Here is a 15,326-nt window from a genome sequence, read left to right as displayed (position 1 = left end):
GATTCAAAGGTGTTGATGGCCGCAATCGCGGCGCGACTCATCACCAAACTAGTGGATGTCCAGGACAAGCACGGCGAGGCCACAGTGGTGCTCACCGGTGGCACGGTGGGCATCGGTACCCTGAAGGCCGTTGCCGACTCCGCCGCGGCTCCGGCCGTGGACTGGTCGAGGGTCAACTTCTGGTGGGGAGATGAACGGTTCGTTGCCGCTGACAGCGACGACAGGAACACCCGGCAGGCCCATCAGGCGCTCTTGTCCCACCTGCAGGTGGACCCGGCCAGGGTGCATGAGCCCGGCTCAACAGATCAATTCGCTACGGCGGATGAAGCTGCAACGGCCTACGAAGCCGAGCTCAAGGCGGCTGCGGAGGCGGAGCACGCCGCGGACATGTCGGACGACAGGCCTGAACAGCCTGGAAACCTGCCGCGTTTCGATGTCCTGCTGCTCGGTGTAGGACCGGATGCGCACATTGCCTCGCTCTTCCCCGAGCAGGCGGGCATCCGCGAGAAGACCCGCACCGTGGTTGGCGTCGAAAACTCGCCCAAGCCCCCGCCGTCGCGTATTTCTTTGACGTTGCCAGCGATCAATACCGCTCAGGAAATCTGGATGGTAGTGGCGGGTGAGGACAAGGCCGGCGCCGTGGGCTTGGCTTTGGCCGGTGCCAATCCGGTCCAGGTTCCCGCTGCGGGGCCGGCAGGACGCACCAGGACTCTCTGGCTCATTGACGAGAACGCAGCCTCACGTGTCCCCCAGCAGTTGGTCCGAAAGGATCCCGCGGGCGCGTAGTCTTTCCAACGCTCCGGCCAGGACAATTTCAGCGTCCTGGCTGGAGCGTCTTTCTTTAACGTAGTCCAGATGGGATTTGAAGAGTTCGTCTTCCGGTCGTGGATTGGCTGGACTCTCAGGATCACGTGACGCGGGCATTCCGCACTTGGGGCAGTCCCAGGTCTTCGGGATCTGCTCGTCGGGAAGCTTAAGAAAAACAAGCCGCGTTTCGTGTCCCTTGGCACACCAGTAGGGAACCCGAATACGCGGCAGTTGCTCGCCTTGGCCGTGGTCGCTGTGATTTCTGGGTTCAGACCCCTGGGCCACACCCACGCGGGTGCCCCGATAACCTGGCGTGCCATGAACCATTTTCGAACCCCTAGCGACTCGGTGGTCGGCCGTCACGGCCCTGGAAGCTTTACAGCCAACAGGGACAGTCTAATGCGAGGGGCCCGACGGCGGCACTGGTAGTTGCGTGCCGATCCGGACACAAAAATGGGGAGGCTCCCGTCAAGGAACCTCCCCACCCTGTGGCTGCTAGGAGTCGCCGCCCGAGGTGAAGCGCATAATGAGCCCCAACCCGATGATGACAACGCCCCAAGTGACGCCAAGAATGATGGTGAAGCGGTTCAGGTTGCGCTCGGCAACACCGGAGGAGCTCAACCCCGAACTCATTCCGCCACCGAACATGTCGGACAAACCGCCGCCACGTCCCTTGTGCAGGAGGATAAGCAGCGTCAGCAGAAGGCTGGTGATAGCCAGCAGAATCTGCAAAATGACTTGAAGAACGTCCACGACGGCCTTTCGAAGAAGCGGAAAACGGGAGCCGGACTAGTCCGTGACGAGGTGGCTCTCGAACCTGACAATGTTAGCAAATTCTGCGGGGTCCAGGCTGGCGCCACCCACAAGCAGTCCATCAACGTCGCTTCCAGCCATAATGGCGGCGGCGTTGTTGGCCTTGACGGAGCCTCCGTAGAGCAAGCGGGTCTTGGCCGCGACAGCGTCATTAAAAAGCACTGCGAGTTCTGCGCGGATGGCGGCGCACATTTCCTGCGCGTCCTCCGGGCCCGCTACCTCACCGGTACCGATGGCCCAGACGGGCTCATAAGCCACGACGAGATCCGCGGCTTGTTCGTCAGTCAGTCCATCAACCCCCGCACGCAGCTGCGCGAGAGTGTGCTCAACGTGGGTGCCTGTCTGGCGGATTTCGAGGCCTTCGCCCACGCAGAGGACGGGAGTGACCTCGTGGCGGAAGGCTGCCTTGACCTTGGCGTTGAGGACCTCGTCCGATTCGTTGTGGATGGTCCGTCGCTCGCTGTGACCCACCAAAACATAGGAACATCCCAGCTTGCTAAGGAACTGGCCGGAAATGTCGCCCGTGTAGGCTCCCGAGTCGAACTGCGAAAGATCCTGGCCGCCATAGACGATGTCGAGCTCGTCGCCCTGGACGAGGGTTTGGACTCCGCGCAGATCGGTGAAGGGGGGGAACACGGCGACCTCAACGCGGTTGTAGTCGTGCTTGGCGTCGGAGAGGGTCCACGCGAGCTTCTGCAGCAAGGTGATGCCTTGCACGTGGTCCATGTTCATCTTCCAGTTACCGGCGATGAAGGGCTTACGGACGAAGTTGCCGTTGGCGGAGGTAGTCACATGTACTCCAAAAGAATGCGTTGGGATGTGGAACGGCCGGCAGGACGCAGTGGCGTCCTGCCGGCCGGTTTGTTGCTTTAGCGGTCCAGGACGCTCAGGCCGGGAAGTTCCTTGCCTTCAAGGTATTCAAGGCTGGCGCCGCCACCTGTGGAGATGTGGCCGAACTGCGAATCCTCGAACCCGAGGGTACGGACTGCGGCAGCAGAATCGCCGCCACCCACCACGGTGAAGGCCACGGTGTCCGTCAGCGCCTGGGCGATGGCCCGGGTGCCATTGGCGAACGCTTCGAATTCGAAAACGCCCATGGGGCCGTTCCAGAAGACAGTCTTGGCGCCCTCAATCTGGGCAGCGAAAGCCGACGCTGATTCAGGTCCGATATCCAGGCCGATGCCGGAAGCGCCAAAGGTGCTCTCCTCGATGGCATCTGCTTTGACGACCTCATGCTCAGCATCCGCTGCGAAACGGCTGGCCACAACAACGTCAGTTGGAATGACGAAGGAGGTGCCTGCATCGGCAGCACGCTTGAGGTAATCCTGGACAACCGGAATCTGGTCTTCTTCAAGGAGGCTGCCAGCAACCTTATGCCCTGCTGCTGCAAGGAAGGTGAACAGCATGCCGCCACCCACAAGGATGGTGTCGGCCTTGCCCAGCAGGTTGTCGATGACGGCCAGTTTGTCGGAGACCTTGGACCCGCCAAGAACCACGACATACGGGCGCTGGGTGTCAGTGGTCAGTTTCCGCAGAACTTCCACCTCGGTATGGACAAGATCACCGAGGTACGACGGAAGCCGTGTGGCGACGTCGTAGACACTGGCGTGCTTGCGGTGGACTGCACCGAATGCGTCGTCCACGTACGCTCCATTGATGCCCGTCAGGGCAACCAGCTCATCAGCGAAGGCGCCGCGTTCGGCGTCGTCTTTGCTGGTTTCGCGGGCGTCAAAGCGGACGTTCTCCAGGACAAGCACGTCGCCGTCCTGCAGCGCAGCGGCATGCTCCTTGGCGGAGTCACCGACTGTATCCGCAGCAAGCTGGACCTTGAAGTCAGCGAGTTCGGCAAGGCGCTCCACTGCGGGCTTCAATGAGAACTTGGCTTCAGGCGCGCCCTTGGGGCGTCCGAGGTGGGCTGTCACGAGCACACGGGCACCGGCGTCCGAGAGCTTCTTGAGGACCGGGAGGGAGGCCTTGATGCGGCCGTCGTCGGTCACTGTAGAGCCGTCGAGCGGCACATTCAGGTCACTTCTGACCAGAATGTACCGCCCGCGGACACCTTCAGCGATGAGTTCGTTGAGGGTGTGAGATGTCATGTGTCTACCCTAGCCCAGCTTGGATGCAACGAGCTCCGTGAGGTCTACGAGGCGGTTGGAGTAACCCCACTCGTTGTCATACCAGGAAACAACCTTGACCTGGTTGCCGATGACCTTGGTCAGGCCGGAGTCGAAGATGGACGACGCCGGGTCCCCGACGATGTCCGACGAAACGATCGGCGCATCCGTGTAGGACAGGATGCCGGCCCACTGCTCGGACTCGGCTGCTGCCTTGACGGCTGCGTTGACTTCCTCAACCGTGACTTCGCGGGAAACGGTGACCGTGAGGTCCGTGGCCGAGCCGGTGGGGACCGGTACGCGGATGGCGTAGCCGTCGAGTTTGCCCTTGAGCTCCGGCAGGACCAGGCCAATTGCCTTGGCTGCACCGGTTGAGGTGGGAACCATGTTGATGGCTGCGGCGCGTGCGCGGCGAAGATCGCCGTGAGGGCCGTCCTGCAGGTTCTGGTCAGCCGTGTAGGCGTGGACCGTAGTCATGAGGCCACGCTCGATGCCGAACGCGTCGTTTACGACCTTGGCCAGCGGGCCGAGGCAGTTGGTGGTGCAGGAGGCGTTGGAGATGATGTTGTGCGCCGCGGGGTCGTAAAGCTCGTCGTTGACGCCCATGACGATGGTGATGTCTTCGTCGCTGGCAGGTGCGGAGATGAGGACCTTCTTGGCCCCGGCATCAATGTGCTTCTGCGCTGCTGCGGCCTTGGTGAAGAAGCCGGTGGATTCGATCACGATGTCGACGCCGAGATCGCCCCAAGGGAGGTTCGCGGGATCGCGCTCGGCAAGCACCTTGATGGACTTGCCGTCGACTACCAGGTTTCCATCGACAACTTCCACGGTCTGGGCGAGGCGTCCACCGACGGAGTCATACTTCAGGAGGTGGGCGAGGGTTTCAGGGCTGGTGAGGTCGTTGACTGCGACGATCTCAAGGTCTGCGCCCTGGGCCAGTGCTGCGCGGAAGTAGTTACGGCCGATGCGGCCGAAGCCGTTGATACCAATACGGGTGGTCACTATGTGTCAATCTCCTTGGTGCTCTTGCAAGCACGCCTAGTGAGTCGGATCAAATATTTCCAACTAACAGACCCCGCACGTCGTTGGGCAGAGGTGATTATCAGATCGGAGGGCGACCAGCCACGTTGCTGAAGGCTAACCGCCTTCCGTGATCCATCTTACGTTTAATTGAGCCTGCCCCCGCAACTGCGGAGGCAGGCTTTTCAGCATTTCGCTTCAATTCACGCCAAAAGTGACTTTTGTTACATCGGCGTGAACCGAAGCTCACCAGCTACAGGACGATGAGGCCCGTGGCGTTGGTGCGTGCGGCTTCGAAGCGCTTGGCGACATCGGCCCAGTTGACGATGTTCCAGAAGGCCTTGACGTAGTCAGCCTTGACGTTGACGTAGTCCAGGTAGAACGCGTGCTCCCACATGTCCAACATCAGCAGCGGGGTGGTGCCAACGGCTACGTTGCCCTGCTGGTCGTAGAGCTGCTCGATGAGGAGGTTCCCACCGATGGGCTCGTAGGCCAGGAAGGCCCAGCCGGAGCCCTGCAGGCCCAGAGCGGCTGCAGTGAACTGGGCGCGGAAAGCGTCAAAGGAGCCGAAGGCGTCATCGATGGCTGCGGCCAGCTCACCCTCGGGCTTGTCGCCGCCGTCCGGGGAGATGTTGTTCCAGAACACGGAGTGGTTGATGTGGCCGCCGGTGTGGAACGCGAGGTCCTTGGAGAGGCGGTTGATGTTGGCGAAGTCACCCTTGTCGCGGGCCTCGGCCAGCTGGGCAAGGGCGTTGTTGGCGCCTGCAACGTAGGCAGCGTGGTGCTTGCTGTGGTGCAGCTCCATGATCTTTGCCGAAATGTGCGGCTCAAGTGCTGCGTAGTCGTAGCCGAGCTCGGGCAGAACGTACTCTGTCACGAAATCCTCCAATGTAATGGACTAACGTCCGGTTTGGTAACTCTCGTTATGTTCATCCGACCGGCGGACCAGCCGGAAATCCTTGGGGAAGTAAACTGCTCTTGCCTCCACCGGGGTCAACCAGCAGTTGCCTCGCAGTATTTCCTCCACACTTTCCCGATTCTATGGGTGCTTACTACTCGTCCATCATTTCGGGAGTCACATTTGCCTCAGTCCCGGGAATTCCGAGGTCCAAAGCACGCTTGTCGGCCATGGCGAGAAGACGGCGGATGCGCCCGGCAATGGCGTCCTTGGTCATGGGCGGGTCCGCAAGCCGGCCCAGTTCATCCAGGCTGGCCTGCTTGTGGGCCACGCGTAACTCCCCCGCGTACTTAAGGTGGTCCGGGACGTCGTCGCCCAGTATCTCAAGGGCCCGGTCCACCCTGGCACCGGCCGCCACTGCAGCCTGGGCCGAGCGGCGCAGGTTGGCGTCATCAAAGTTCGCCAGCCTATTGGCGGTAGCCCTGACTTCCTTCCGCATCCGGCGTTCCTCCCAGACCATCAGGGCATCATGGGCACCCATCCTGGTCAGCAGGGTAGCGATGGTGTCTCCGTCGCGGATGACCACCCTGTCCACGCCACGGACTTCGCGTGCCTTGGCCTGGATGCCCAGACGGCGGGCAGCGCCCACCAGCGCAAGCGCGGATTCAGGACCCGGGCATGTCACCTCCAGGGACGAGGACCGCCCTGGCTCGGTGAGGGAACCATGGGCAAGGAAAGCTCCGCGCCACACGGCTTCAGCGTCCGCGGCAGAACCGTTGACCACTACCGACGGCAGTCCGCGCACCGGCCGTCCACGGCCATCCAGAAGGCCTGTCTGACGTGCCAAAGCCTCTCCGTCACGTACGACGCGGACCACATAGCGGCTCCCGCGGCGCAGGCCTCCCCCGGATACCACGATGATTTCGCTCTGATGTCCGTAGACCTCGGCGATCGCGGCGCGCAGGCGCCTGGCGGTCGAGGCGAGGTCGACCTCTGCCTCAATGACGATCCGGCCGGAGATGATGTGCAAGCCACCCGCGAAGCGCAACATTGCAGAGACCTCTGCCTTGCGGACCGAAGATTTCTTGATGTCCAGCCGGGACAGTTCGTCCTTGACCGACGCAGTAAGTGCCATCGCGTATTCCTAACTGTTCCCGAAAATATCGTGGTAAGCCGCTGCCAGCAGCAATGGGTCATGGACTGGGCGGCGCCTCGACGCCCCTACTCTACCCAACACCACTTCGGCTCCGATCATCCCGGCGGCCTTTTCAAAGGCCTTGAGGTCCTGGATGGCAGCCGGGTCGGCAAGCACGACGTCCACACTGAACTCCGGGGCGTAGCGCCGAAGGACGTCCAGGTGGTCTGCGGCGGTCATGCCGGAGGTCTCTTTGGTCTCCACGTCCAGATTCATGGTCAAGCAACGCTTGGCGGCGGTGTCACCGAGCGCTTGGCGCAGCTCGGGAAGCAGCAAGTGGGGCAGCACGGAGGTGTACCAGGAGCCAGGTCCAAGGATCACCCAGTCTGCGAGCTCTATTGCCGTAAGGGCTTCCGTGCATGCCGGGGCATCCTCGGGAAACAGCTTGACCTCTTCCAGTTTGCCCGCGACAGCGCACTTCGCTTGCCCGCGCACAGTCTGCAGTTGGTGGCTCCCGTCGGGAAGTTCCGTGCGTGCCTTGCCCTCGATGGTCAACGGAATGCTGGACATAGGAAGCACCTGGCCGCGGGCGCCCAGAAGGGCACCGGCCCATTTGAGGCCGGCAACCGTATCCCCCAGAAGCTCCCACAGCGTGACGATGAGGAGGTTGCCCATGGCGTGGTTGTCCAACGAGCCGCCCTTGGCCTTGCCTCCGGCGTCGAAACGATGCTGCATGACATCACGCCAGGTGCGGCCCCAGTCGGTGTCGTCACAGAGGGCGCTCAGCGCCATCCGCAGATCGCCGGGCGGGAGGACGCCGTACTCCTCACGCAGACGCCCGGACGATCCGCCGTCGTCTGCCACCGTGACAATGGCAGTCAGCTCCGAGGTAAGCAGCCGGAGGGCCGAAAGTGACGCTGCCAGGCCGTGCCCACCGCCGAGAGCCACCACGGACGGGCTCTTCTTCTGCTGGCTGCCGGGGACTCCCTTGGGCGGTATGAGGGGCAGCGGGCCCGTCAGGACACCCACTACTCACGTCCCAGGTCGCGGTGGGTGGTGGTTACGGTCACGCGGGGAAACTGGGCCAGGCGCTTGGAAAGCTCGACGGCGACAGCCACCGAACGATGCTTTCCTCCTGTGCAGCCAACGGCAAGGGTTGCATAGTGCTTGTTCTCCTGGCGGTAGCCGTCCAGAACAGGCTCCAGGGCCCGGACATAACGATCCACGAATTCCTGCACGCCCTCTGCGCCGAGCACGTAGTCACTTACGTCCTCGTCCAGGCCGGTGTGGGGACGGAGTTGCGGCACCCAGTGGGGATTGGGGATAAAGCGGGCGTCGGCCACGAAGTTTGCGTCGACAGGCAGTCCGTATTTGAAGCCGAAGCTCATGACATTGAGCCGCAGAGTCACAGGTCCCGTGTCGCTGAAGAGCTCGGTGATGGCGGTAGCCAGGCCGTGGACGTTGAACTCCGAGGTGTCCAGCACTACATCGGCGTGTTCGCGCAGTTCGCGCAGGACCTCCCGCTCGATGCCGATCCCGTCGAGGATCCGGCCTCCGCCTTGCAGCGGGTGCGGACGCCGGCCCTGCTCGAAGCGGCGGACGAGGACATCATCATTGGCATCGAGGAACAGCACGCGGAAAGTAATCCCGCTGGCGCTCAACGCACCCAAGGCCGTTTGGATGTCCGTGAAGAGATCCTTGCTTCGGACATCCACCACGACTGCCAGTTTGGGAATGGACTTGGGAGCATGCGAGACAATCTCAGCCAAGGTGCCCAGCATCTGGGGAGGCAGGTTGTCCACCACATACCAGCCGTGGTCCTCAAGGGCATCGGACGCAGTGCTGCGCCCCGCTCCCGACATGCCGGTGACGACCAGGAGCTCCGCCTCCGGTGGCTTGACTGGCGTCAGGCCGTCCTGCTCCGTGCCGGACCCAGCCATTGCCTCATCCATCAGTTGTCCCCGTTTCTTCGGAAGTGTCATAGCTGCCTGTGCCACCCGCCGGACACGGCGGAGCACCCCTTGACCGCAGCGCCGGAAATTGCCGCAGCGGCCAAGTTCTTACCCTAGCTAAGATTCGATGATTTCGCCGGTTGTCATGTTCACTGCGGGAGTGGTCTCCCCATCCGCGGCAGTGGAACCCAAGTGCTGGACCACTGCGGCGGCCAGGGCTGGACCGATGCCCTTGGCGGACGTCAGTTCCTCGACCGAGGCTGCCTTGATTTTCTTAAGCGACCCAAAGTGCGACACGAGGGCCTTCCGCTTGGCCTCACCGAGGCCAGGCACTCCGTCCAGGACCGACACCGTCATTGCCTTGCCGCGTTTTTGCCGGTGGAAGGTGATGGCGAACCTGTGCGCTTCATCGCGGATACGCTGAAGGAGGTACAGCCCTTGGGAAGTCCGCGGCAGGATGACCGGGAAGTCGCTGTCGGGAAGCCAGACCTCTTCCAGTCTCTTGGCGAGTCCGACGACGTAGACGTCGTCGATGCCAAGTTCGGCGAGGGCTCGCGCGGCTGCGTTCACCTGCGGCTGACCGCCGTCGACCACCACGAGGTTGGGCGGGTAGGCAAACTTGGCCTTGGGCGCCGGGATCGTGGCATCCGACGTCGATGGGTCCGTCATGCCGCTGGACACGGACCGGGTGGGGTTGACGATCTCGCCCGAAACGACCGGTACCTGGGCGGCCTTGTCCGTCAGGTAGTGCTTGAACCGCCGCGTGAGGACGTCGTGCATCGCCGCGGTGTCATCGGCAGCGGCCGCGCCCGTGATGGAGAACTTGCGGTAGTCGGCCTTCTTGGGAAGCCCGTCTTCGACCACCACCATGGAAGCCACTACGTTGGTGCCCTGGACATGGGAAATATCGAAACACTCGATGCGCAGCAAGGGAACCGGAATGTCCAGGGCTTCCTGGAGTTCCTGGAGCGCGAGGGACCGGACGGTGATGTCTCCCGCGCGCCGCGTCTTGTGGAGTTTGAGGGCTTGTTCGGCATTTTCACGGACCGTGGACATCAATGCGGCCTTGTCCCCGCGCTGCGGAACCCGGATGTCCACTTTGGCGCCACGGAGTCCGCCAAGCCATTCAGTCAGTTCGGCATGGTTGCTGGGGTTCTCCGGAACCAGGACTTCCCGGGGGATCCTGCCTTGAACCTCGCTGTCTTCGCCGTAAACCTGCTGGAGAAGATGTTCAATCAGTTCCGGGGTGGTGGCATCTTCCACCTTCTCCACCACCCAGCCGCGCTGGCCGCGGACCCGGCCTCCACGGACGTGGAACACCTGGACTGATGCTTCCAGTTCGTCATCGTGCAATGCGAAGACGTCGGCATCAGTATCCTCTGCAAGGACCACGGCGTTGCGCTCGAAGACCTTGCGCAAAGCAATGATGTCATCACGGAGCCCGGCAGCACGCTCGTAATCGAGTTCCGCCACGGCTGCTGCCATGTCTTTTTCCAAACGGCTGATGAAGCGCTTGGCCTCGCCGCCCATGAAGGAACAAAAATCCTCGGCCAGCCCCCGATGCTCGTCAGGAGTCACACGGCCCACGCAGGGCGCGGAGCATTTGTCGATATACCCCAGCAGGCAGGGGCGCCCGCTGGCTTCGGCCCGCTTGAAGACTCCCGGGCTGCAGCTTCGGACCGGGAAAACCCTGAGGAGCGTATCCATGGTTTCCCTGATGGCCCCCGCCGTATAGGGACCAAAATAGCGGGTGCCCTTCCTGCGTTCGCCACGCATGACCTGTACCCGGGGGAATTTCTCCCCCATGGTCACGGCCAGGTAGGGATAGGTCTTGTCGTCGCGGAAAACAACATTGAACCGAGGCTTGAATTCCTTGATCCACGTGTACTCAAGTTGCAGGGATTCCAGCTCGCTGCCCACCACGGTCCATTCAACACTGCTGGCTGCATGGACCATCGCATGGGTCTTGGGGAGCAGCCCCGCAGGGTTGGCAAAGTAAGAGTTCAGCCTTGAACGGAGGTTCTTCGCTTTGCCCACGTAGATGACCCGGCCATGGGGGTCACGGAAGCGGTAGACACCCGGGGTAGTGGGGATTTCACCGGTCCGGGGTCGGTAAGTTGATGGATCTGCCACACGTCCAGTCTAGTGAACCGGACTGGCTGCTAAACGCCAGTGCAGTGCGCGGGAAGCCTAGTCCACCGACTTGCTCTGGTTGTAGCTGCCAGAACGTTCCTGCCCGCTGAGCAGTGCAATCGCGTCCATGATCTTGTCAGTGACCTCCCGGCGGGCCGGGAGGGAATGGTCAGGACCCGTCTTCTCGAAATAGAGCGGTTCGCCGACCTTCATGGTGAAGTGCTGCGGTCGGACGGCGTTCTTGTCCGCAGGTTGCAGCTTTTCCGTGCCGATGAGGCCAACGGGTATCACCGGGGCGCCCGTGGTCAAGGCCAGCCAGCCTACTCCTGTTCGGCCGCGGTAAAGGATCCCGTCCCGGGAGCGGGTACCCTCGGGGTAGATGCCGATGCCCTTCCCGGCTTCAAGGATGTCCAGGAGGGTCTTGAGTGCCTGCACACTGGCCGCCTGCTCCCCGCGCTCCACGGGAATTGAACCCACGGCTTCAAAGAACGACTTCATCACGGCGCCCTTGACACCTTTGGTGGTGAAGTACTCGGCCTTGGCAAAGAACGCAACGGGCCGCGGCATCAAGGCCTGGACGATCACGCTGTCCAGAAAGGAAAGGTGGTTTGGTGCCACGATGAAAGGTCCGCTTTTGGGGACATTTTCAAGTCCGATGACTGTTGGCCGGCATGTGGACGAGATCAGTCCGCGGGTTGTCCACCGGATCGCATCAAAGACTGCCATCGTTTTGTACCTCGCTAAGGGCCGCCGCACGGACAGCATCAAGTTCTTCAATTCGCGTACGCAGTTCAAGGGCCGTGCTGACAACAGCCACGGCGCCCGCTTCTTCAAGTTCGCCGTCAGGTGCGAAACCCCAGCTGACGCCGATGCAGTCCAATCCGTTGGCCATCGCCCCGGCGACGTCCTGATGCCTGTCCCCCACCATGACCGCTGGTTGGGAATGCAGATCGGCAAGGGCTGCCCCGACGATCGCGACCTTCCCCGGTGCCGTGTTTGCCTTCGCGGACTCGTCATCAGCAGCACCACGGATTGAAACAAAGAAGTCCGCGATCCGGTGGTGGTCGAGGACGAGCCGCGCAATGGACTGTGGCTTTTGCGTGGCCACCGCTACGGGGCGGCCGCTTTCGGCAAAGAACTCCAGGAGGTCGAATACTCCCGGATAAAGCCGGCTTTGACCAATACCGGTTTCCTTGTAGTGACGCCGATAACGGTGAATGGTCTCATCCACCAATTCGCCGGGAACGCCAGCCAAATGCAGAAGGGAATCACTGAGCTTGGGACCCACCATGGAATTCAGTACGGCCTGTTCCGGAACAGGAAGGCCCATTTCCTGGAGGGCGAGCGAAATGCCTCCGGTGATACCGCCGGCAGGATCGACAAGGGTGCCGTCCAGATCGAATATTACGGGCACCTTTGTTTGAGTCACCGGGTTAGTTTCTCACGAGTAGCGGCATGCCTGAAACTCGCATGCCGCTACCGGAATACTTCTAACCCAGAATCTCAGCCAGGAAGGTGGCAGTGTGGCTCTCCGTGGATTTCGCTACTTGCTCCGGGGTTCCGGTCGCGACGATTCGTCCGCCGCCGGAACCACCATTGGGGCCAAGGTCCACGATCCAGTCCGCCGACTTGATGACGTCCAGGTTGTGCTCGATGGTAATGACGGTGTTGCCCTTGTCCACAAGGCCCTGGAGGACCATCAGCAATTTCCTGATGTCTTCGAAATGCAATCCCGTGGTGGGCTCGTCCAGCACATAGATGCTGCGGCCGTTGGAACGCTTCTGGAGCTCCGCAGCCAGCTTCACGCGCTGGGCCTCGCCGCCGGAAAGTGTCGTGGCGGGCTGGCCGAGCCTGACGTAGCCAAGTCCAACGTCCACAAGGGTGTTCAAATGCCGTGCGATCGGGGTGAAGGCGGCGAAGAACTCCGCACCTTCTTCAATGGGCATGTTGAGGACGTCCGCGATGGTCTTGCCCTTGTAGTGGACCTCCAGCGTCTCGCGGTTGTACCGGGCCCCATGGCAGACCTCGCACGGAACGTAGACGTCAGGCAGGAAGTTCATTTCGATCTTCAGCGTGCCGTCGCCGGAACAGGCTTCGCAGCGGCCACCCTTGACGTTGAAGGAGAAACGACCGGGCTGGTACCCGCGCACCTTGGCTTCAGTGGTCTCCGCAAACAGCTTGCGGATGTTGTCGAACACGCCCGTGTAGGTGGCGGGGTTGGAGCGCGGCGTACGGCCAATGGGGCTCTGGTCGACGTGCACTACCTTGTCCAGGTGCTCCAGGCCGGCCACGGAGCGGTGGCGTCCGGCTACCTGCTTGGCTCCGTTGAGCTTATTGGCGAGGACCTTGTACAGGATCTCGTTGACCAAGGTGGACTTGCCCGAACCACTGACACCCGTGACCGCAGTGAACAGACCGAGGGGGAACGTAGCGTCAACGTTGTTGAGGTTGTTCTCCCTGGCGCCAACAACCTTAAGCTCCCGCTTCTTGTCGTACTTGCGGCGCTTGGCAGGAATATCGATCTTCCGGCGTCCCGCGAGATAGTCACCGGTGAGGGACTGCGTGTTTTCGAGGAGTTCCTTGTAGGTACCGGAGTGGACGACCTGGCCACCGTGCTCGCCGGCGCCGGGTCCGATGTCCACCACCCAGTCGGCCTCGTGGATGGTGTCTTCGTCGTGTTCGACCACAATGAGCGTATTGCCCAGGTCCCGAAGCCGTGTGAGGGTCTCGATAAGGCGTCGGTTATCGCGCTGGTGCAAGCCGATGGAGGGCTCATCCAGGACGTACAGGACGCCGACCAGGCCGGAGCCAATTTGCGTGGCCAGCCGGATGCGCTGGGCCTCGCCGCCGGACAGTGTGCCGGAAGGGCGCTCGAGATTGAGGTACTCCAGGCCAACGTCCAGAAGGAACGTCAGGCGGGCCTGGATCTCCTTGAGAACCTGGTTGGCGATCTGGGCTTCCCGGCTGGTCAGCGTCAGGCTTCCGAGGAACTCTGCGCATTCCCGCATCGGGAGCGCGGCCACCTCGGCGATGGACTTCCCGTTGATCAGTACGGACAGCGATGCCGGGTTCAGGCGGGCTCCGTTGCACTCGGGGCAAGGAATTTGGCGCATGTACTCTTCGTACCGGTCGCGGGCCCAGTCAGAGTCCGTTTCACCGTGCTTCCGGTGAACGTACTGGATGGCTCCTTCGAAGCCGGTGCTGTACTTGCGCTCACGTCCGAAACGGTTCTTGTACTGGACTACGACCTTGTGGTCCTTGCCGTGAAGAACCGTGTTCCGGACATCCTTGGGGAGCTTCTCCCACGGGGTCTTCATGGAGAAGCCGAGTTCGTGTGCGAGGCCTTCAAGGAGGCGGTTCCAGTACTCCGTGGTCGCTGTACCCAGGGACCACGGAGCAATCGCGCCTTCGCCCAGCGAAAGTTCCGGGTTGGGAACGATCAGTTCCTCATCGACTTCCAACTTGGTACCGATGCCGCTGCAGGCAGAGCAGGCACCGAAGGGGTTGTTGAAGGAGAAGGATCGCGGCTCGATCTCGTCGATGGCCAGAGGGTGCTCGTTGGGGCACGCCAGATTCTCGGAGTAGGCACGGATACGTGCGGGATCTTCAGCATCCAGGTCCACGAATTCAACCAGGACACGGCCTTCGGCCAGGCCCAGTGCAGTCTCCACGGAATCCGTGAGCCGTTGGCTGATCTCTTCCTTCACCACCAGGCGGTCAACAACGACTTCGATGGTGTGTTTGTACTGCTTGCCCAACTTGGGCGGATCGTTCAACTGGACCAGTTCGCCGTCAACCCGGGCACGGGAGTAACCCTTGGCCGTCAGCTCCTTGAAGAGGTCAACGAATTCACCCTTCCGGCCGCGGACGACCGGAGCGAGGACCTGGAAACGGGTGCCGGTTTCCAACTCCAGGAGTTGGTCGACGATTTGCTGGGGTGTTTGCCGCGTAATCGGCTCACCGCAGACCGGGCAGTGCGGGCGGCCAACGCGCGCCCACAGCAAGCGCATGTAGTCGTAGATTTCGGTGATGGTGCCCACAGTGGAACGCGGGTTCTTACTGGTGGACTTCTGGTCGATGGACACCGCAGGCGAGAGACCTTCGATGAAGTCAACGTCGGGCTTGTCGACCTGACCAAGGAACTGGCGTGCATACGCCGACAATGATTCGACGTACCGGCGCTGGCCTTCGGCGAAGATGGTGTCGAAAGCCAGGGAGGACTTACCGGAACCAGAGAGTCCGGTGAAGACGATCATGGCGTCGCGTGGGAGGTCGAGATCCACGTTGCGCAGATTGTGTTCCCGGGCTCCCTTGACCACCAGGCGGGACAGATCCGGCTTGGCTGGCTTGTTATCAGAAACGACGGAAGCGCTGTTCAGGGAATCGATGGCTGTATCTTCAGCTAAGGCTTTGGGCACCCACCAATGCTAATCGAAAACTTCTTCGAATTTCCA

At 61.9% G+C, this 15,326-nt stretch carries 14 protein-coding genes; 1 reads left to right on the top strand and 13 read right to left on the bottom strand.

Translation table 11 applies throughout. The annotated features are described in order from the left end of the window. Positions 1-15 precede the first annotated feature (15 nt). Positions 16-786 (top strand): 6-phosphogluconolactonase, encoded by a 771-nt coding sequence (gene pgl / locus ACNAOU_RS10800; protein WP_422758636.1) that lies wholly within the window; start codon positions 16-18, stop codon positions 784-786. On the opposite strand, the gene ACNAOU_RS10795 is transcribed toward pgl, so the two are convergent. From ACNAOU_RS10795 to uvrA, 13 genes are all read right to left on the bottom strand, one after another. Beyond that, positions 739-1,134, bottom strand: coding sequence for an RNA polymerase-binding protein RbpA (locus ACNAOU_RS10795; RefSeq protein WP_079581468.1), 396 nt, complete (start codon positions 1,132-1,134; stop codon positions 739-741). The genes pgl and ACNAOU_RS10795 overlap by 48 nt on opposite strands. A 168-nt stretch (positions 1,135-1,302) precedes the next feature. After that, the gene (gene secG, locus ACNAOU_RS10790) at positions 1,303-1,560 is read right to left on the bottom strand and encodes a preprotein translocase subunit SecG (protein WP_018777559.1); all 258 of its coding nucleotides are present in this window, start codon (positions 1,558-1,560) and stop codon (positions 1,303-1,305) included. 36 nt (positions 1,561-1,596) lie between these two features. Further along, the gene (gene tpiA, locus ACNAOU_RS10785; protein WP_422758635.1) at positions 1,597-2,412 is read right to left on the bottom strand and encodes a triose-phosphate isomerase; all 816 of its coding nucleotides are present in this window, start codon (positions 2,410-2,412) and stop codon (positions 1,597-1,599) included. Between the two features lie 77 nt (positions 2,413-2,489). Then, complete coding sequence (locus ACNAOU_RS10780; RefSeq protein WP_422758634.1) at positions 2,490-3,716, bottom strand: phosphoglycerate kinase; 1,227 nt, start codon at positions 3,714-3,716, stop codon at positions 2,490-2,492. Between the two features lie 9 nt (positions 3,717-3,725). Then, entirely contained in the window at positions 3,726-4,736 is a 1,011-nt protein-coding gene (gap, locus tag ACNAOU_RS10775) for a type I glyceraldehyde-3-phosphate dehydrogenase (protein WP_018777556.1), read from the bottom strand. Between the two features lie 271 nt (positions 4,737-5,007). Beyond that, on the bottom strand, positions 5,008-5,631 hold the full coding sequence (locus ACNAOU_RS10770; RefSeq protein ID WP_018777555.1) for a superoxide dismutase: 624 nt from the start codon (positions 5,629-5,631) through the stop codon (positions 5,008-5,010). Positions 5,632-5,806: 175 nt separating this feature from the next. After that, on the bottom strand, positions 5,807-6,787 hold the full coding sequence (gene whiA, locus ACNAOU_RS10765; protein ID WP_235521726.1) for a DNA-binding protein WhiA: 981 nt from the start codon (positions 6,785-6,787) through the stop codon (positions 5,807-5,809). Between the two features lie 9 nt (positions 6,788-6,796). Continuing rightward, positions 6,797-7,816, bottom strand: a complete 1,020-nt coding sequence (locus tag ACNAOU_RS10760; RefSeq protein ID WP_018777553.1) for a gluconeogenesis factor YvcK family protein — start codon at positions 7,814-7,816, stop codon at positions 6,797-6,799. Then, complete coding sequence (gene rapZ, locus ACNAOU_RS10755; protein ID WP_018777552.1) at positions 7,816-8,739, bottom strand: RNase adapter RapZ; 924 nt, start codon at positions 8,737-8,739, stop codon at positions 7,816-7,818. The genes ACNAOU_RS10760 and rapZ overlap by 1 nt, the downstream gene beginning before the upstream one ends. Positions 8,740-8,856: 117 nt before the next feature. Continuing rightward, entirely contained in the window at positions 8,857-10,872 is a 2,016-nt protein-coding gene (gene uvrC, locus ACNAOU_RS10750) for an excinuclease ABC subunit UvrC (protein ID WP_064722113.1), read from the bottom strand. Between the two features lie 57 nt (positions 10,873-10,929). Next, positions 10,930-11,598 carry a lysophospholipid acyltransferase family protein gene (locus tag ACNAOU_RS10745; RefSeq protein WP_018777550.1) on the bottom strand — a complete coding sequence of 223 codons (669 nt, stop codon included), beginning with the start codon at positions 11,596-11,598 and terminating at the stop codon, positions 10,930-10,932. Next, positions 11,585-12,301, bottom strand: a complete 717-nt coding sequence (locus ACNAOU_RS10740) for an HAD hydrolase-like protein (RefSeq protein ID WP_018777549.1) — start codon at positions 12,299-12,301, stop codon at positions 11,585-11,587. The genes ACNAOU_RS10745 and ACNAOU_RS10740 overlap by 14 nt, the downstream gene beginning before the upstream one ends. 61 nt (positions 12,302-12,362) lie before the next feature. Then, positions 12,363-15,290, bottom strand: a complete 2,928-nt coding sequence (gene uvrA, locus ACNAOU_RS10735) for an excinuclease ABC subunit UvrA (RefSeq protein WP_039241209.1) — start codon at positions 15,288-15,290, stop codon at positions 12,363-12,365. Positions 15,291-15,326 lie beyond the last annotated feature (36 nt).

It is taken from the genome of Paenarthrobacter sp. C1 (assembly GCF_049315185.1).
Lineage (GTDB): Bacteria > Actinomycetota > Actinomycetes > Actinomycetales > Micrococcaceae > Arthrobacter > Arthrobacter nicotinovorans.
The sequence above is the reverse complement of the archived record's forward strand: the minus strand, read 5'-3'. Positions and strand labels throughout refer to the sequence as shown.